This window comes from Butyrivibrio sp. XPD2002, assembly GCF_000423945.1.
Taxonomy (GTDB): Bacteria; Bacillota; Clostridia; order Lachnospirales; family Lachnospiraceae; genus Butyrivibrio.
Genome location: NZ_AUIY01000026.1, coordinates 19063 through 38262, shown reverse-complemented (window position 1 = coordinate 38262; position 19200 = coordinate 19063). Strand labels below are relative to the sequence as shown.

Genomic DNA, 19200 nt, shown 5'->3' with positions numbered 1-19200 from the left:
CACCGGGAGGAGGAGTTTATGAATAATATCAGAGCTATTTGGGATGAGTCAGTTAAGAATTATAAAGATATACCCGCTGTGAGGTGGCTTGTAAAAAAAGACATCCACGAAAAGACCTATGGCGAACTTGATGGCAAAATAAAGAGCATAAGAGCTTACCTTGAAAAGGAGGGCTTTAGAGGAGCACATGTAGCTTTAATAGGAAAAAGCTCACCTGAGTGGGTTGAAGCATATCTTGGAATTGTAACAGGCGTCAATATCGCAGTTCCTCTCGATGCAGGTCTTCCCGATGAGGAGCTTGTAGAGCTTATCCAGAGATCAGATTCAGAGGCACTTTTTCTTGGTAAGGAGAGAATAACCCTGATGGAGAAGGTGCAAAAGGACTGTCCCAAGGTAAAGAAGATATGGCTTCTTACAGAGGAGGAATTCGCAGCCTTTACCGAGGATAAGGTCAATGTACCGGGGGCTGCGGGATACGAGATTGCTACAATTATCTACACTTCAGGAACAACCGGAAAGAGTAAGGGCGTAATGCTTACCCAGGAAAACCTTGCCGACAACGTGAAGTATGTTGAATATGATGGCAAAGTTGGCGGAGTCACCTTAAGCGTTCTTCCGATACATCACGCTTATTGCCTTGTAATGGACTGGCTTAAGACTTTATCCCTTGGAACAACTATATGTATAAATGATTCATTCATGCATATGGTAAGGAATATGGGAATCTTCAAGCCCGAGGTCATGCTTATGGTTCCGCTTATGATAGAGACTATCTATAAGAGAGTTTCCATGCTTGATAAAGAAGCTGTAAAGGCTGCTCTTGGTGGCAACCTTAGGACCATTTTTACAGGTGGAGCTCATCTTGATCCCTTCTATATTGAGAAGTTTTCAGAATATGGAGTGGAGATTCTTGAGGGCTATGGAATGAGCGAATGCTCACCTGTAATAACCACCAATACAATAAATGACCACAAACCCGGATCTATAGGAAAGCCTCTTGGTAACGTTGAAATAACCTTTGAAAACGGAGAGATTCTTGTCCGCGGAAGCTCAGTCATGAAGGGCTATTACAAGATGCCGGCTGAGACAGATGAAGCAATTAAGGATGGCTGGCTTCATACCGGAGATAAGGGATACCTTGATGAGGATGGATATCTTTTCATAAACGGAAGAGTAAAGAACCTTATCATAATGTCCAATGGTGAAAATGTATCACCTGAGGAGATTGAGAATAAGCTGGCACTTAATCCTCTTATTGCAGAGGTTATTGTGACAGGTGAGAACAACGGCCTTACAGCCAGAATTTTCCCTGAGGCAGAGGTTGTAGATAAAAAAGGACTTGATACCAATGAGCTTTATGCTGAGCTTCAGCTGTTCATTGATGAGTACAACAGCGGACAGCCTACCTACAGACATATCACATCTATAGTGATAAGGAGCACACCTTTTATCAGGAATTCTACAGGTAAAATAAAAAGGCAGGACGCTCTCAAGGAGAATCCTGCTGCATAATTTAAATCATGAATGGAAGTATTCCGTTTAGGAAAATGGTAGTTAATATATCAGCTATGTTCTCAGCCGGGGATTCAAAGTCCTCGGCTGTCCATTTGTGAAGGACACCAAGGGTGCTGCCGATGATACCGGCGATGAGATAGGAGTACTTCTCTCTCGAAACATTGCCATTTCTTTTTACATCGGAAACCTGTGTTACATACTGGTGGAACATTGTCATGGCCTTTTCAAAAAATCCGTCGCCTCTTGCGCTCTCTAAGAGACTTGCAAGGAACGGATTTTTCTTTGTGTAATTACAGATGGCAAGGAAATATGATTTGCATAGCTCCCTGTCGTTCGCGGGATGGAAGCTCTCCATCATATGGAAAATATCATCTATAGTTTTGTCCTCTGCAGCTGTAAAGAGTGCAGGGATATTTTCGTAGTGATTATAAAAGGTGCTTCTTACGATTCCCGCCTTTTTTATAACATCGGAAACCGTGATCTTTTCAAAATCCTTTTCCTTTATCAAAAGAAAAAAGGCATCTATTATTGCTTCTTCAGCAGTGCTGTAACGTTCATCAAGCTCGTTCATATCAATCCCCTCGAAATTTGCTTTTTCGGCTATTTTATCATAAATTCTATTAGAAAGGAAAAGGCGTTTACTTAAATTCACTATGGAAAGTATAAGAACAGATAACGATATTCAGAAAAAAAGAAAAATAAAGGCGGCCCTGACAGAAACAGCAATCATCGCAGGCATACTGGTGGTAAACTCTGTGGTTTACGCTCTGACAGGTTTCGGCATTCCATGCATATTCAGACTTGCCACAGGATTAAAGTGTCCCGGATGCGGTCTTACCCATGCGTACCTGGCACTTTTTAAAGGGAATATCCATGGTGCTATGGATTACAACATATTGTCGGTTACCCTGATGCCGGTCTTGGGACTGTTTTTATTATATAAAGGGATAGTTCTGATAAGAACAGGGAGCACACGGATGAAAAGGTGGGAAAATATATTTCTGATCATCTGTGCTGTTATTATTGTCATATTTTTTGTTTGCAGAAATATACCGGAGCTGATAAATCATCCGTTATTCAGGTTGATCATTTCAAAATGAGAACTTGTTCGCAATAATCAGGTAGAGATTGAATTAAGTAGACATCATAATTATTACTCAGGAGGAACTATGGTATGAAGAAAAAAACAATATGGGGAATGATTATGCTAATGGGAGCACTTGCTGCCTGTGGAAAGGCAGATACAAAAACTGAAGAAAAGATTGAAGTTACAGTAGAGGAAGAGAAGCCGGAAGGCGACAATGCCTATGCTGAGGCAATAGCAGAAGAGACATCGGTTTCCGAGGAAGCTACAGAAAGTGAAGAAGCTTCATCTGAGGAGAGAGTGCCTACAGCTGAAATTGGCGATCACGTCCTTCCTAAATACACCAATCTTAGAACTGACGAGGCAGGAACTATAGAGCATATATCCTACACCGGTCATGACTATGCAGGTGACGGAAGTGAGATCACAAAGGAAGCTAACGTATACCTTCCGCCTAACTATGATCCTGAGAAGAAATACAATGTGATGATTCTTCTTCACGGTATCGGTGGTAATGAGGATGAGTGGGGACTTACAAAGACCACCTCAAGAGTAAAGGCTATCATGGATAACCTCACATATTATGGAGACATAGAGCCCTTCATAGTGGTTACACCTAACGGAAGAGCCGGTGCTGAAAACAATAAGGACACAAGTAAGATTGACTCCTTCTATAAATTCGGAGAAGAGCTCAGAAACGACCTTATCCCTTACATGGATTCACACTATAGTACCTACGGCGAGTACAGCGAGGACGGCTACGACCTCAGCGCTGCAAGAGCCCACAGAGCAATCGCAGGCTTATCAATGGGAGGAATGCAGACCATAAACATTGGCCTTGATGAGTGCAATGACATGTTCGGATACTTCGGAGCATTCTCCGCTGCACCTACAAGTAATGCAGCCACCAAGACAGCAAGCATTATGGAGAACTGCGAATATCCCATCTATTATTTCTATAATATATGCGGGCTTCAGGACAGAATAGCTTACCAGTCCTCATCAGCAGCTGCAAAGAACCTCCCCGCCCTCTGCGACAAATTCAAGGACGGCGAGAACTTCATGTGGCAGGAGATGGACGGAGGCCACGACTTCCACATCTGGTACCAGGGCTTCTACAACTTCGCTCAGATTGCCTTTAAACATGATGACGAGAACGTACAATAAAAAAATATATCTACCCCTCCACGGAGGAGCGTGATGGAATAATAAATATTAAAGTCGGTGCGAAATAATATTTCATTTTGCACCGGCTAATTTTATACTTTTTATTCATGGAATGTTTATGGAAATTTAAGTCCATGAATAAAAATACGTATATATAAACATGATAAAATACATATGTTAGGTGAAGGATGCGGTGGAATGTCATGATCGTTTGAGGGGATGTAGAGGTGAATGATAATACAGGCCGGAATCTGAAATCACATAATGTTGTAATTGTCATTATTACCATTGCGTGCATCGGGGCTATTATAGAATGTGTAAACCTGAGATGGGAATTTTGGGTTGCACCTTTAATTTTATGCGGCGTTATCGCAGTTTGGGCCATTCATATAAGTCAGTATCGTGACATCAGATTCAGAGAAAATTTCTATATGATTTTTTCGATGATGGTGGCGTTTTTTCATGGTGTTCATTTAACCAGCTTTTTCGATGTCTTTATTATATCTTCACTACTTCTTGTTACCGCGACACTCTTAAAGAGAAAAATCTTTTTACATCTAAATCTGGCAGAATTCTATCTGATCATGATAATACAGACCGTGGTCTTGGCATTAAATAACTATATCGAATTTGATTCCCTTGTAATTTCCAGAATAATATTGCATTGCGTAGCCGAAGTGTGCTTGTATAAGGCTTTACTTAATCTCCTTGAGGAGCATCAAAAGATAGAGACCGAGCTTGATGCAAAGCAGCGTGATGAGGAGATGAGCAGCGCCACAATGGAGGATTTCCTTGTGAACATCTCACATGAGCTGAGGACACCTGTAAATGTCATAACGGGAATGTCTGAGCTTATCTTGAAAAACAGGTTCAGTGAGGATGTTGTCTCCATAAGAAATGCAGGAATCCGTCTTTCACATCAGATAGAAGACATCCAGGATTACAGTGAGATACAAAGAGGCGATGCGATCATTGTTGAGGAAAAGTACAGCATCATATCCCTTGTCAATAATATAGTTGCCGGCATCAATATTATGGGTATAAAGAAGGGGATTGAGCTTATCATTGATCTTGATCCCAACCTTCCGACGCTTCTTAAGGGTGATGGCGCAAGACTGAATAAGATCATCACTCAGCTTCTTGATAATGCCATCAAATACACAAAGTCAGGTGGAGTATGCCTTAAGATAACCGGAAAGAGAAAGGATTATGGAATAAATCTCATAATCGAAGTTACGGATACCGGTGTCGGGATGAAACGAGCTGAAATAGAAAAGGTTTCAAAGGGCGGATATCAGGCTAATAAGAAAAGAAACAGAAGTACCGGAGGTATCGGTCTTGGACTATCCATAGTTTATGGCTTTGTCAGACTGATGAATGGCTTTGTGTCCATAGAGAGTGAAAAGAAGAAGGGGACTACTGTGCGCATCAGCGTTGTACAGGGAGTCCTTGATGCTTCGCCATGCCTTAAGGTGAAAACCAGAAACTTCGTAAATATCGCTTACCATGTTAATCCTGAGAATTTTAATAACTTAAAGGTCAGGGCTTTTTATAATGAGATGGCCATCAATATGGCATCCGGATTAAGGGTTAATCTGTATGCTACGCCCAGTCTGGCAGAGCTTAAGAAAATTCTCGAAAGAGGAGATATTACACATATCCTTATGGGTTATGAGGAGTATAAATGCGCGCCGAAATTCTTTGATGATATAGCAAAGGGAGACATTAAGGTTGCAGTATTTTCAGACAGAGGAGTCAATTTATCAAAGGGAACCTCTGTAATAAGCATGCCAAAGCCCATCTATGCCTATCCGGTTGTAAGAATACTTAATAATGATGAGCTGGGATACCTGCCCGGTAAGGCCGGAATGAGACCTGAGCTTGATGGTGTTAAGACCCTTATTGTCGATGATGAACCCATGAACCTTGTTGTGGCATCAGGACTGTTTAAGGATTACAACATGATAACTGATACCGCTGAGAGTGGACAGGAGGCTATTTCAAAATACGAGCGGGAAGATTATGATGTGATTTTCCTTGATCATATGATGCCTGAAATGGATGGTGTCGAAGCCATGAAGAAGCTAAAGCTTATAGCAGAAAGAAAGGGTAAACGGCTTTGTACTATAGCCCTTACGGCAAATGCAATAAGCGGCGCAAAGGAGATGTTTATAAGAGAGGGCTTCGATGGATTTATCAGTAAGCCTATTAAAATAATAGAATTTGAAAGTGTAATGAATCGCGCTCTTGCCGATGGCAGGATAAGTCGTAACGGAGGTGCGAAATGATACGCAGATTATTGAGAAAAATAATCGCGATGATCAAAGATCCCTCCAGAGACTTCAGGGAGCGCATATTCATTTTGCTGACTTTGGTCATCTCACCGGTAATTATACTGGCGCTGGCAGGCGACATTTATTTTGGTGAAAACATCATAGAAATCGGGGCACTGATTTTCTCTGTTATTATGGTTCCGATAATGACCTTTATTTCCGTCAAGAGAGATAAGGTTAATCAGGTTGCAAAGATAGTGGTGCTTGGACTTGTTTTTGTGCTGCTACCGATTCTGTTCTTCTGTGGAGGCGGAATTGAGGGCGGTGGCATCCTCTGGGTTATATTTGCATATTTGTATATAGGACTTGTACTTTCCGGAAAATGGAAGCCTGTGATCCTTGTAATCTTAACTGTCGAAGTAGTTCTGTTCTATGCAATGGGATATTTTTATCCTGAGACAGTATATCAGCATACTCACAAAATGTTTTATGTGGATTCGATGCTTTCCATTATTATGGTGGGTGTGATCATCACATTGACGGTGTGGTTCGAAGAGGGACTCTATAAGGAAGAGAACAAGAGAGCTAAGGAAGAGAACAAAAAGATCGAGGAGCTCATCAACAATCAGAACAGCTTCTTCTCAAGCATGAGCCATGAGATCAGAACTCCTATAAACACAATCCTTGGATTAAATGAGATCATTTTAAGACAGGAAGACGCATCGGATGAAATACTGAAGGACTCACAGCACATTCAGGGTGCGGGACGTATGCTCCTTACACTTGTAAATGATATCCTTGATATTTCCAAGATGGAAGCAGGGGAAATGGATATCGTTCCTGTTAACTACAATATGGAAAACATGGTCTCTGATATTGTAAATATCATGTGGCTAAGAGCAGAGGAAAAGGGCCTTGAGTTTAACGTTGAGGTGGATCCCACCATCCCGGTAGAGCTCTTTGGTGATGAGACGAGAATTAAGCAGATTCTCATAAATCTTCTTAATAATGCGGTCAAGTACACGGACGAGGGCGCTGTAACACTGCATATTGAAAAGGGTGAAATAAACGGCGATTATGTACTTCTTCTGTTTTCCATAATTGACACAGGTATTGGAATTAAGCAGGATGCAATTCCATATCTTTTTGATGCCTTCAGAAGAGTTGATGAGGAGAGAAATGCAGGAATCGAGGGAACAGGTCTTGGTCTTGCGATCGTAAAGCGCCTTGTTGATCTTATGAACGGCAAGATAACTGTCAGCAGTGTGTACACGGAAGGCTCTACATTTATCGTTACATTAAGGCAGAAGGTTGCAAGACATGACAGCATAGGTGAGATAGACATTCGGAACTTTGGCTTTAAGAGACCGGATAAAAAGTACATGCCAAGCTTCACTGCTCCTGATGCAAGAATCCTTATCGTAGATGACAATGAGATGAACCTTGAAGTGGAAAGGAAGCTCATTGCCGATACCATGATGACGATTGATACAGTCACCAGCGGAGATGAAGCCCTCTCCATGACCTTAAGTGAGAAGTATGACATTATTTTCCTTGATCACCTAATGCCTGACATGGATGGAATAGAATGTCTTCAGTATATAAGGAAGCAGGCCGGAGGACTTAACAATCAGGTACCTGCGATAGCACTTACTGCCAATGCGGGAAGTGATGTAAGAGAGCTTTATAACAAGAGTGGATTTGACGGCTACCTCCTTAAGCCTATATCAGGCAATCAGTTGGAGGAGATGCTTTTAGAGCACCTGCCTGAGCTTAAGGTAAAGCGGACAGTTACGGATAATAATACTAAGGTCAGAATGAATTCTACAAGAGGGTACAGCAAGAAGATTTCCGTCATAGTTGCCACAAGCAGCATGTGCGATCTTCCCCAGAGTACCCTTAGGAATTGCCAGATTGATATTATACCCTTCAATATTATTGCTGATGGTAAGACATATTCTGACCGTATTGAGGCCAGCACGGATGAAGTAATAAATTATATGAAGCAGGGCGTATCCTTTGAATCCATGCCGCCTTCAGTGGAGGATTTTGAGCGTTTCTTCGGAAAAGAAATAAAGAAGGCTCACGAAGTTATTTATTTGTCACTTCCTCCTGCTATCAGTAAGGAATATGAAAATGCCCTTGAGGCAGCAAAGGAATATGGCAACGTTAAGGTATTTGATTCCGGTTACAATTCCGGAGCAATGGGTATGCTGACACTTATTGCCTACAAGCTGTCCATGCAGGGCGCCAGCACAGAAAGAATACTGGAGGAGTTAGAAGAAGCCAAGCAGAGAACAAGATGCAGCTTTATCACAGGTGATGCGGAGCTGTTGATGAAGCGTGGTTCCATAGGAAAATGGATATATGGCTTTATAAGTACCTTTGGATTCAGACCAAGTATCAATGTGAAAAACGGAAGCATTTATATCGGCAGAATGTATGTAGGTGATTATCTGAAATGCTATGAGGAATATATCGAAAACACACTTCCTAAGAGGATAAGGCCTGACCTTGATGTGATAATAGTTGAATATATTGAGCTTACTGAGGAAGGACGCACCAGAATAAAGGAGGCTATCAGGAAAAGATTTTCTTTCGAGCATATTCTTATGCAGAAGGTGTCAGCGGTGGTATCCCTTAACTGTGGAATGGGAGCTGTTGGCCTGTCCTTCATGATGAAGGGCGATAATTCCTATGAGCTTAGTAAGCTGTTATGTGAAGATGAAGCAGAGGATAACGAGGAAGCTGAGAATCTGGTTCAATATGCCATAGAAGAAAATGAATCATCAGAGACTGAAGAAGAAAATGATGAGTCAAAAGACGCGGAAGATACGGAAGAAACCACGACTATTGAAGCCAAAAGCAGTGATAATAAGAAGTGGTATGAAAAGCTTCCGGGAATTGACAGTGCGATAGCTCTTGATTACTCGGGATCCGAGGAGGCACTTTTATCAATAATTGAGATATTCTATGAATCAATAGATAAAAAGGCAGATGAGATAGAAGCTCTTTATAACAGCGGCGATTATAAGAATTATACGATAAAGGTCCATGCCCTGAAGAGCTCAGCAAGACTAATTGGAGCAACAGAGCTTGGAGAGCATGCAGAAGCCCTGGAGATGGCAGGAAAAGCTAACAACCTTGAGTTTATAAAGGAGAATACTGCTAAAACCCTTGATGAACTCAGGAATTACAAGAAGGTATTTGGACCGCTTTTTAATAATGAGAATGAAAAGGGTGAAGAGACCGTAGAGAACGATGAGAAGGAAAATACACCTGGGGTAAACGAAAAGTTCGACAGCAATCTTCTTGTAAGTGTTTATGAGGGAATACTGGAAGGCGCAGATAACTGTGATGAGAATATGATCGCAGAAATACTGGATGAAATTGCTGATTATGATCTGCCAGACGAGGATATGGAAATCCTCAAAAAGGTTAAGGAACATCTGGATAAAAAGGAATTTAATGAAATCAGAAACCTGATAGATAATTGACACAGGGGGTAAGCAAATGAGCAGGGTCGTACTTATTTCAAACCACTTCAGTGTGGTTGTCAGATCGATAGAGAAAAGTCTCACAGAGCAGCATTTTAATGTGACCTTACTGGAGATTGATATGGAACAGATCATGGCCTTTATGGAGAAGGCTGATATTTTCCTGATATATCTTCAGAATACAATTCTTGATGAAGAGAAAAAGGTTAAGGATCTCTTCAAGCTTTGTGATGCGGTAAGGGATCATAACAGGAGACTTATTCTTATTGGTGCAGACAGAGATAGGGATATGTTTATTCAAAGTGTACCTGCATTCCATGACTGTACCTGGATGGGAAGACCTGTGGATATGGAGGCTCTGACCGATGAAATCAAGGGTGAGATAGAACGACTTGCAGATGAAAACGCCCATTACAGCATTCTCATAATAGACGATGACCCGGTTTACGCGAGAATGGTAAGAGAGTGGCTAAGGTTTAATTATACTGTCAGCACAGTTGAGGACGGTACCCAGGGAATAACATATATATCAAGGCGAAGGGTGGATCTCATACTTCTTGACTACGATATGCCGGTGGTTGATGGCCCTACCATTTTGGAGATGCTAAAGTCATTCCCTGCAACCTCACAGATTCCGGTTATGTTCCTTACAGGCAAGGGTGACAGGGAGAGCATTAAGCGTGTTGTTTCGCTAAAGCCAGAAGGCTATATCCTGAAAACAGTAACCAAGCAGGAGCTGCTAAAAACGTTAAACGAATTCTTTGAGAAGGTTCCAAAGAGTTTTGAGATTACGGATGGTGATGCTAAAGCATGAAAAAAGCACTGACGCTAAATAAAAATCTCATAGGGATATGCGGCTATCTGATGGCTGTTGTCGCTCTTTATGCACTTCTTCTAAAGGATAGGATAAACATTGGAAGTTACATCATGTTAAGAACGCTTCTGATGTCTGTTTTAATAGTAAATTTTATTATCTGGTGGAAGAAGGATTATAAGGCGAAGGAGAGAGACCGCTTTATTAATCGTGCAATTCAGTACGCTGTAGCTTCTAATTCTCCTGAGGAAAACATAAATTCCATGATAAGGTTCCTGGGAAAAGAGCTTAGTGCCATGCGTATTTTTATCTTCGAGGATCAGAAAAACGGCAAATACAGAGGAACCTACGAATGGTTTGACGAGGAGCTTGAAGCAACATCCCTTGAGCTTATGTATGTTCCCTATGATGGTTTTATAGATAAAATTCTGGAGGCCTTCGAGGATAATAATAACCGTCTGATCATTGGAAGTGCGGAGTCCTGTAAGACGTCTATTCCGTCACTTTACGACTTTATAAAGACCAATGATATAGATAATGTGGTGCTGGGACCCTTGGAATTTAGGGGGACTACATTCGGAGTATGCGGAGTAACGGATGTTCCGAAGAACCAGCTTGAAGATGTAGCAGAGATCATAAGGCTGATATCATACTTTATTGCCCAGCTCATCATGCAGCGTGAGGAGCAAAAGCGCAGCTTTTTCTATAGCTATAACGATACGCTTACAGGTGCCTATAACAATATCGCTTATAAAAAATATATTGAAAAGGATCTCGACAAAGGGCAGCCCTTCGGATTTCTTCGCTGTGACTTAATAGGCCTTATGGAGATAAATGTGTCCCAGGGCTATGAAGTAGGCGACATGATAGTTATCATTCTAGCCAAGGCACTTATGGAGGTATTTGGAGAGAATAACGTATACCGTATGAACGGAACGGAGTTTGTTGCATTTGGATTTGAGACAGATGAGGTGTTCTTTAATACAGACGTTGAGAGAGTAAAGAAGCTGATCTCTGAAAAGGGCATAAATGTTGCGTTTGCACCTGTCTATTGCATGTATGGAACCTCGGATATGAGCATAGTTGTTAAAAGAGCTGAGAACCTCATGCATGAAAACTTTGAGAAAATGATGATGAAATGAAATCATCGTTGTGATATTATTAACAGAACAATTGCATAAAGCGTAAGGTGTCTGCAGGCGTATATGCTATGTATGTCGTGCAGGTGAAAAGGGAAGCAGGTGAGAATCCTGCACGATCTCGTCACCGTGTTTCGAGAGCCGGTTTCAAATACCACTGGAGTAATCCGGGAAGGTGAAGCTGGCGCTGCAAGTGCTGAATCGATCAGCCGGGAGACCTGCCTTTCGCTGTACATGGATTATCCGGGCTACGAGGAATTAGCCGTACGAATACTTTGGGGCAAATATTTTTTGTTTGCCTTAATTGCGTGCGTATTTTTTGACCTCTGCCTTCTGGTGGAGGTTTTCTATTTTTCTTTAATTTCCTGATTATCCATCGATGCAAAAAAAAGCAAAAGGAGAGAGGCATATTATGAAAAGAAAAACTATTGCACTGATCATGACCACTGTACTCGCAATTTCTTTGATGAGTGGCTGCGGTCAGAAGGCAGCACCTGCAGAGGAGAATCAGACTGCTACAGAAACAGTAACAGAGGATACTGCTGAAGCACAGACTGAGGAATCTGTAGAGGAGAAGGCCGAGGAGCCTGCAGAGGAAGAAAAGTCTGAAGAAAATACAGATGCCACTGCAGAGGAGAGTACTGAGACAGCCGAAGAGGGAGCCCTTGAGGATGGTGAGTACAGCGCAAAATTCACAACTGACAGCAGCATGTTCCATATTAATGAAGCTTATGCTGACAGAGGAACACTTACAGTTAAAGACGGTGAGATGACAATTCACATCACACTTCCTTCCAAGAATATCGTTAATCTTTTCCCCGGAACAGCTGAGGATGCACAGAAGGACGGAGCAGTTCTTCTTGAGCCCACAACTGATCAGGTTAAATATGAGGATGGAACAGAGGAAGAGGTATATGGCTTTGATGTACCTGTTCCCGCAATCGATGAGCCCTTCCAGCTTGCACTTATCGGAACAAAGGGTAAGTGGTATGACCATGAGGTAACAGTATCTGACGTACAGACTGGCGAAGCAGGGGAAGGTGATGACGACATGGCGGCAGCAAAAAAGGTGGCAGATCTGATTGACTCCATTTATGTACAGACATGGACAGAGGAGACAGATTCACTTTGTGAGGAAGCAAAGAAAGCCTGGGATGAGCTTACAGATGCTCAGAAGGAGCTTGTAGAAGGTGAAGATGCAGATCCTGATTACTTTGGTAATGACACAGGAGATGCTTCCAAGGATGATCCGTTAAATGCAGATGATATCGGTGAAAACGAGCTTCTCGTTGTAAGCTTTGGTACATCCTTTAACGACAGCAGGGCAGAGGACATCGGAGGAATCGAGAAGGCACTTGCGGCAGCTTATCCTGACTGGTCTGTAAGAAGAGCATTCACAGCTCAGATCATCATCAACCATGTATATGCAAGAGATGGTGAGAAAATCGATAACGTTGATCAGGCCCTTCAGAGAGCTGTAGACAACGGTGTAAAGAATCTTGTAGTTCAGCCTACACACCTTATGCACGGTGCTGAGTACGACGAGCTTGTAGAAGCTCTTGATAAGTACAGCGATAAGTTTGAGTCAGTAAAAATCGCAGAGCCTCTTCTTGGAGAAGTTGGTAAGGATGCAACTATCATCAACGAGGACAAGGAAAAGGTTGCAAAGGCTATTACAAACGCAGCTGTTAAGGAAGCAGGCTTCGACAGTATAGAAGCAGCTGATGAGGATGGAACAGCCTTCGTATTTATGGGACACGGAACATCACACACAGCTAACGTAACATACTCCCAGATGCAGACACAGATGGAGAAGCTTGGACATAAGAATGTTTTCATCGGAACAGTTGAAGGTCTTCCGGAGGAGACAGCTCTTGATGCAGTGATCGAAGCTGTTAAGGCTGCAGGCTATAAGAAGGTTATTCTTCGTCCCCTTATGGTTGTTGCAGGTGACCATGCTAACAACGATATGGCTGGTGATGATGAGGACAGCTGGAAGAGTGGCTTTGAAAAGGACGGTTCATTCGAAAGTATCGAGTGCCAGATAGCAGGACTTGGCGGAATTTCCGAGGTTCAGGAAGTATACGTTTCACATACAGGTGATGTGATCAAATAAAATTTATGAATAATATAAAAAGAAGAATAGAAATAGTATGGATTGCTTTTCTAACACTTCTTTTTACCTTAAGTCTGACAGGATGCGGTAATATTTCCGATGGGGAGTATACCGCATCTGTGTCACTTATGGGAGGAAGCGGAAAAGCATATATAGAAAGTCCCTGCAAGGTAACGGTTAAGAATAAAAGGGCAGAGGCGGATATCGTATGGAGCAGTCCCAACTACGATTATATGATTGTTGGAGATGAAACCTATTATCCGGTTAATTCTGAGGGCAATTCGGAGTTTATAATTCCGATTGAGCTTGATAAGGATATGGCAGTTCAGGCTGATACTACAGCCATGAGCCAGCCACATTTAATAGATTATCAGCTTAGATTTACTCTTATCACAGCTGATGGTAATGACAAAGAAAACAGCGCAGAGCAGGAAGCGGATGAAACGGCATCTATAGAAGATGATGATCAGAAGTATGATGTTCAGGCCAATCCTGAAATAGAGGGATTAAGCTACGTTTCAACTGATGAAAATGAATATGCGGAATGCTTTGCAATACATAGATATAATGATGGATATGCAGTTATAGCTGTGGATGATGGAAGAAATTATCTGGTGGTACCTGAAGGTAAGAGTGCTCCTGAAGGAGACGATTTTATAATCCTTCAAAAGCCTCTTGATAAAATCTACTGCGCAGCCTCAGGGGTTATGTGTCAGTTTGACACCCTTGGAGAAACGGGCAAAGTTATACTTTCAGGAATAGAAAAGGATAAGTGGTACGTGGACTCAGCCAGGAAGGCTATGGAGGAAGGTACCATGGAATACGGAGGAAAATACAGTGCTCCGGACTATGAAAAGATAATAATGAAGGAAGTTGATCTTGCTATAGAGAACACCATGATCCTTCACACACCTAAGGTTATTGATAAGCTTGGTGAGTTGTCCATTCCTGTTTTTATTGACAGATGCAGCTATGAAAGGGATCCTCTTGGACGTCTTGAATGGATCAGGATTTACGGACTATTAACAGATAAAGAAGCTGAAGCAAAAAGCTCCTTTGAAAGTCAGACAGAGCTTGTAAAAAAGCTTGATGACATAGATGCATCAGAAAAAACGGTTGTTGTGTTCTCCATAAAATCCAATCATATGGTAAGCACCAAAAAGAGAAGTGACTACTTCTCAAAGATGATTGAAATCGCAGGTGGACAATATCTTGGCCCGGACATGGAGGATGATGAGAAGGCAACCTCCCAGGTGACTATAAGTATGGAGAGCTTTTACAGATACGCTTCAGAGGCAGACATCATTATTTATAATTCCACAATAGAAGAAGCTCCCGAGTCCCTTGAATCACTTATGAGTACGGATACTACCTTCAGTGATTTCAAGGCCTTTAAAAGCGGAGAGGTATATTACACTGATAAAGCTCTTTATCAGTTTGCAAACGAGACAGGAACAATTATAGATAACCTCGGGGACATTATCTCCGGTGAAAAAGAGGACACGGAGTTTTTCCATAAACTGAGGTAAGGGGAGAAAATTGGCTAAAAATCTAATGATACAGGGCACCATGTCAGGTGCTGGAAAGAGCATATTGACTGCAGGAATTCTGAGAGTTTTAAAGCAGGATGGCTATAGGGTAGCTCCCTTTAAATCCCAGAACATGGCCCTTAATTCCTTTGTGACAAGAGATGGGAAGGAGATGGGAAGAGCCCAGGTGGTACAGGCCTATGCTTCAGGAATGGAACCCTCCGCAGACATGAATCCCATCTTATTAAAGCCCATGGGAAATACCACTTCCCAGGTCATTGTAAATGGACTTCCGATTGGGAATATGAGAGCTGCTGATTATTTCAAGATGAAGAAGCAGCTCATCCCTGACATAAAAGCCGCATATGAAAGACTGTCCGATAAATCGGACATCATTGTTATTGAAGGAGCAGGAAGTCCTGTTGAAATCAACCTGAGGGATAACGACATTGTGAATATGGGACTTGCAGAAATTCTGGATGCTCCCGTTCTTATTGCAGGTAATATTGATCCCGGCGGCGTCTTTGCGCAGCTTCTTGGCACGGTAAATCTGTTGTCAAATAGTGAGAGGGAAAGAGTAAAAGGACTAATTATCAATAAGTTCAGGGGCGACGTTTCACTGCTTACTCCAGGACTTGATATGTTCGCCAAATACTGTGACATTCCCTTTGCCGGAATTGTGCCCTTCGTTCCACTTGATATAGATGAGGAGGACAGCATTTCAGAGAGACTTGATAATAAGCTTACAAAAAGTGATAGTGCGGTCTTGATAAAAATAGCTGTTGTTAGGCTTCCGTTTATTAGTAATTATTCGGATTTTTCAGTTTTAGAAAGGGTAGACGGAGTAAGTCTTCATTATGCAAAGACCGCAGTCGAGCTTAAAGATGCTGACCTTATAATGCTTCCGGGAACAAAGAACACCCTAAAGGATCTTGAATGGCTAAAGGAAAGCGGAATTCGTGAAGTGATATTGGACAGAGCAAAGAGTGGAACTCCTGTAGTTGGAATCTGCGGCGGCTTCCAGATGCTGGGAGAAAAAATAGATGACAGCGATAATCTTGAAGGTGGCGGAAGCTGTAATGGGCTTGGACTTCTTCCGGTTTCAACTGTCTTTGGACATGAAAAAATGCTCAGACAGACCACGGGAATAATCGAAGGTGTATCAGGAGATTTTGCGGTAATAAACGGAGCAGAGGTAAGCGGCTACGAGATTCACATGGGAATCAGCAATAAGGGTGAAATGAGTTTTCCTCTTGTGGCAAACGGAAATGTACTTGGCACTTATCTTCATGGCATTTTTGATTCAGCAGATTTTTGCAAAAGGATACTCGATGTCACCTGCAAAAAGAAGGGGATTGCTAATCCTGAATTTGTAATTGAGGACGCAGGAAGTCACCAGGAAAAGGAGCTTGATAAGCTTGCTGATGTGCTTAGGCAGAGCCTTGATTTTGAACTTATTTACAGAGCTATAGGAATTTAACTTTTATGGAAATAAAACACATACTTCCTTCTGATATAGAGAAGGAGAGCTTTAGGATAATTAAAGAAGAGCTTTCGGAGATGGGAAAGAGCTTTCCTGAAATCCTTGAGCCAACCATTATAAGGGTGATACATACCACAGCTGATTTTGAATATGCGGATACAATGACCTTTTCTAAGGACGCAGTCACAAAGGCCAAGGATGCCATAAGAAGAGGTGCCCATATTGTAACGGATACCAATATGGCGCTGCAGGGGATAAGTAAAAAGACGCTGGGTAAATATGGCGGAGAGGTTCACTGCTTCATGGCTGATGAAGAGGTCGCAAAGGAAGCAAAGGAAAGACAGGTGACAAGAGCCTACGTCAGCATGGAAAAGGCGAGAGAGATAGATGCGCCAATTATCTATGCCATAGGTAATGCACCGACTGCACTTATTAAGCTTAGAGAAATGATAGATGAGGGCTATAGACCGGAGCTTATAATAGGTGTTCCGGTAGGCTTTGTTAATGTGGTTGAAGCTAAGGAACTGATTCTTGAAACAGATATCCCTTACATAATTAACAGGGGCAGGAAAGGCGGAAGCGGAGTTGCGGCTGCGATATGCAATTCGATTCTGTATAACATGGATTAGGTATTATGCCGGATGAGATGACAGTATTAAAAAACAAAAAAGAGCTAAGGTGCGGATATACAACAGGGAGCTGTGCAGCGGTTACCGCAAAGGCAGCTCTTATAATGCTGATATCCGGAGAGGACATTTTTAATGCCAGCATTGTTACGCCAAAGGGACCTGTTTATAACGCAGAGATACTTGATATTACAAGGACGGATGACTCTGTAAGCTGCGCAGTTATTAAGGATGGCGGAGATGATCCTGACATAACAAGTGGCAGTAAAGTGTTTGCTACGGTTCGATTTCTGGATGATCAGGGGATCACCATAAAGGGTGGCGAAGGCGTCGGAGTTATAACAAAGCCCGGACTTGATCAGCCCATAGGAGAAGCTGCAATTAACTCTGTCCCAAGGAAAATGATAAGGGAAAATCTCGAAGATGTCCTTGAAAAATATGGAAGAACGAATCAGGGAGTTGAGGTTACTATAAGCGTTCCTAATGGTAAGGCTCTTGCGGAGAAGACCTTTAATCCAAAGCTTGGCATAGTTGGCGGAATATCAATTCTTGGAACCACAGGAATAGTTGAGCCAATGAGTGATGCGGCTATTCTTGATACCATAAGAACTGAAGTTAGAGTAAAGCGCGCTGAAGATAAGAAAGTGCTTTTGGTAGCACCCGGGAACTACGGCCTTACATTTTTGAAGCAGAGCTATGGTATCGATGAAAATGATGCGGTGCTATGCTCTAACTTTGTATATGACACGGTGCAAATTGCCTGCGATGAGGGCTTTTCCAAAATGCTCTTTGTTGGACATATAGGAAAGCTTGTCAAGGTCGCAGGAAAAATAAAGAATACCCACTCCATGTACGGCGACCACAGAATGGAAATCCTTTCCGGAATAGTATCGGAGGTTCAGGAGGATACAGGAAGCAGCGATATAAAGGAAAAGGTTCTTAGCTGCGTAATGACAGATGAAGCCGTGAACATAATAAATGAAGCAGGTCTTGGGGATAAGGTATTTCCCAGGATGGTATCGAAAATAAAGGAAGCCATGGAAGAGTTTTCAGGCGGGAAAATAGAAACGGAAACAATAGTTTTTTCAAATGAATATACAGAGCTTGTAAGAACAGAAAATGCACAGCTGTTTTTGGAAATGACTAAATAGGTATTAAACATAGATGAGAGGACACGGAATGGTTCATTTTGTAGGCGCAGGACCGGGAGCTACGGACCTAATAACTATACGTGGGAAGAAGCTGATAGAGGAGGCTGACGTAATTATTTATGCAGGCTCACTTGTTAATCCCGAGCTTCTTCAATATGCAAAAGAGAATGCGGAGATTCATGACAGCGCCAGGCTTACGCTGGAAGAGGTTATAGAGATAATAAAAACAGCACGTAAGGAAAACAAGGATGTTGTGAGACTTCACACTGGTGATCCGTCAATCTACGGAGCAATAAGGGAGCAGATGGATATCCTTGATGAAGAAAAGATAACCTATGATGTAACTCCGGGAGTCAGCTCCTTTTGCGGAGCTGCGGCTGCACTTAATATGGAGTACACACTCCCCGGAATCAGCCAGAGCGTAATTATTACCAGAATGGATGGAAGAACACCGGTGCCTGAAAAGGAATCTGTTGAAGCACTTTCATCCCACGGTGCAACCATGGTATTTTTCCTCTCCGCAGGTGACCTTGAGAGACTTTCAAACAGACTCCAAAATGCAGGAATGGCTGCGGATACACCCTGTGCGATCGTATATAAAGCTACATGGGATGATGAGAAAAAATATGTATGCACGCTGGAGAGCCTTGCAAAGACAGCCGCTGATAACGGCATAAACAAGACGGCGCTCATTATCGTTGGTAAGACTGTGGCACAGTCAGGCTATGAAAAATCAAGACTTTACGCGGCAGATTTTTCTACAGGCTATAGAGAGAAAAAGCTTTGATAAAAGCTTATAAAAACAG

14 protein-coding genes and 1 riboswitch are annotated in these 19200 nt (G+C 42.2%); of the genes, 13 read left to right on the top strand and 1 reads right to left on the bottom strand.

Going from position 1 to position 19200, the window contains the following annotated elements; genetic code table 11:
- Positions 1-18 precede the first annotated feature (18 nt).
- Positions 19-1512 (top strand): AMP-binding protein, encoded by a 1494-nt coding sequence (locus G587_RS0113245; RefSeq protein ID WP_035786686.1) that lies wholly within the window; start codon positions 19-21, stop codon positions 1510-1512.
- Position 1513: 1 nt separating this feature from the next.
- Here G587_RS0113245 and G587_RS0113240 read toward each other — a convergent pair whose 3' ends face one another.
- The gene (locus G587_RS0113240) at positions 1514-2086 is read right to left on the bottom strand and encodes a TetR/AcrR family transcriptional regulator (protein WP_026492646.1); all 573 of its coding nucleotides are present in this window, start codon (positions 2084-2086) and stop codon (positions 1514-1516) included.
- Between the two features lie 82 nt (positions 2087-2168).
- Here G587_RS0113240 and G587_RS24560 point away from each other — a divergent pair, with 82 nt between their 5' ends.
- From G587_RS24560 to cobM, 12 genes are all read left to right on the top strand, one after another.
- Positions 2169-2615 carry a DUF2752 domain-containing protein gene (locus tag G587_RS24560; RefSeq protein ID WP_051201034.1) on the top strand — a complete coding sequence of 149 codons (447 nt, stop codon included), beginning with the start codon at positions 2169-2171 and terminating at the stop codon, positions 2613-2615.
- A gap of 74 nt (positions 2616-2689) precedes the next feature.
- Complete coding sequence (locus tag G587_RS24555) at positions 2690-3766, top strand: alpha/beta hydrolase (RefSeq protein WP_026492645.1); 1077 nt, start codon at positions 2690-2692, stop codon at positions 3764-3766.
- 431 nt (positions 3767-4197) lie between these two features.
- Entirely contained in the window at positions 4198-6054 is a 1857-nt protein-coding gene (locus G587_RS0113225) for a hybrid sensor histidine kinase/response regulator (RefSeq protein ID WP_155829545.1), read from the top strand.
- The gene (locus G587_RS22760; protein ID WP_051201033.1) at positions 6051-9536 is read left to right on the top strand and encodes a DegV family protein; all 3486 of its coding nucleotides are present in this window, start codon (positions 6051-6053) and stop codon (positions 9534-9536) included. Before G587_RS0113225 ends, G587_RS22760 begins: the two co-directional genes overlap by 4 nt.
- Before the next feature lie 16 nt (positions 9537-9552).
- Positions 9553-10350 carry a response regulator gene (locus G587_RS0113215; protein WP_026492643.1) on the top strand — a complete coding sequence of 266 codons (798 nt, stop codon included), beginning with the start codon at positions 9553-9555 and terminating at the stop codon, positions 10348-10350.
- On the top strand, positions 10347-11492 hold the full coding sequence (locus G587_RS0113210; RefSeq protein WP_026492642.1) for a diguanylate cyclase domain-containing protein: 1146 nt from the start codon (positions 10347-10349) through the stop codon (positions 11490-11492). Before G587_RS0113215 ends, G587_RS0113210 begins: the two co-directional genes overlap by 4 nt.
- Positions 11493-11520: 28 nt before the next feature.
- Positions 11521-11729, top strand: a riboswitch (cobalamin riboswitch).
- 172 nt (positions 11730-11901) lie between these two features.
- Positions 11902-13605, top strand: coding sequence for a sirohydrochlorin cobaltochelatase (locus G587_RS26275; protein WP_242830085.1), 1704 nt, complete (start codon positions 11902-11904; stop codon positions 13603-13605).
- 5 nt (positions 13606-13610) lie between these two features.
- On the top strand, positions 13611-15134 hold the full coding sequence (locus tag G587_RS22745; protein WP_051201032.1) for an ABC transporter substrate-binding protein: 1524 nt from the start codon (positions 13611-13613) through the stop codon (positions 15132-15134).
- Positions 15135-15144: 10 nt separating this feature from the next.
- Positions 15145-16614, top strand: a complete 1470-nt coding sequence (locus G587_RS0113195; protein WP_026492641.1) for a cobyric acid synthase — start codon at positions 15145-15147, stop codon at positions 16612-16614.
- Between the two features lie 5 nt (positions 16615-16619).
- Positions 16620-17246 (top strand): precorrin-8X methylmutase, encoded by a 627-nt coding sequence (locus G587_RS0113190; protein WP_026492640.1) that lies wholly within the window; start codon positions 16620-16622, stop codon positions 17244-17246.
- A 5-nt stretch (positions 17247-17251) separates the two neighbouring features.
- Entirely contained in the window at positions 17252-18394 is a 1143-nt protein-coding gene (gene cbiD / locus G587_RS0113185; RefSeq protein WP_051201031.1) for a cobalt-precorrin-5B (C(1))-methyltransferase CbiD, read from the top strand.
- Positions 18395-18422: 28 nt separating this feature from the next.
- Positions 18423-19181, top strand: coding sequence for a precorrin-4 C(11)-methyltransferase (gene cobM, locus G587_RS0113180; RefSeq protein ID WP_026492638.1), 759 nt, complete (start codon positions 18423-18425; stop codon positions 19179-19181).
- The last annotated feature ends 19 nt before the right edge of the window (positions 19182-19200 follow it).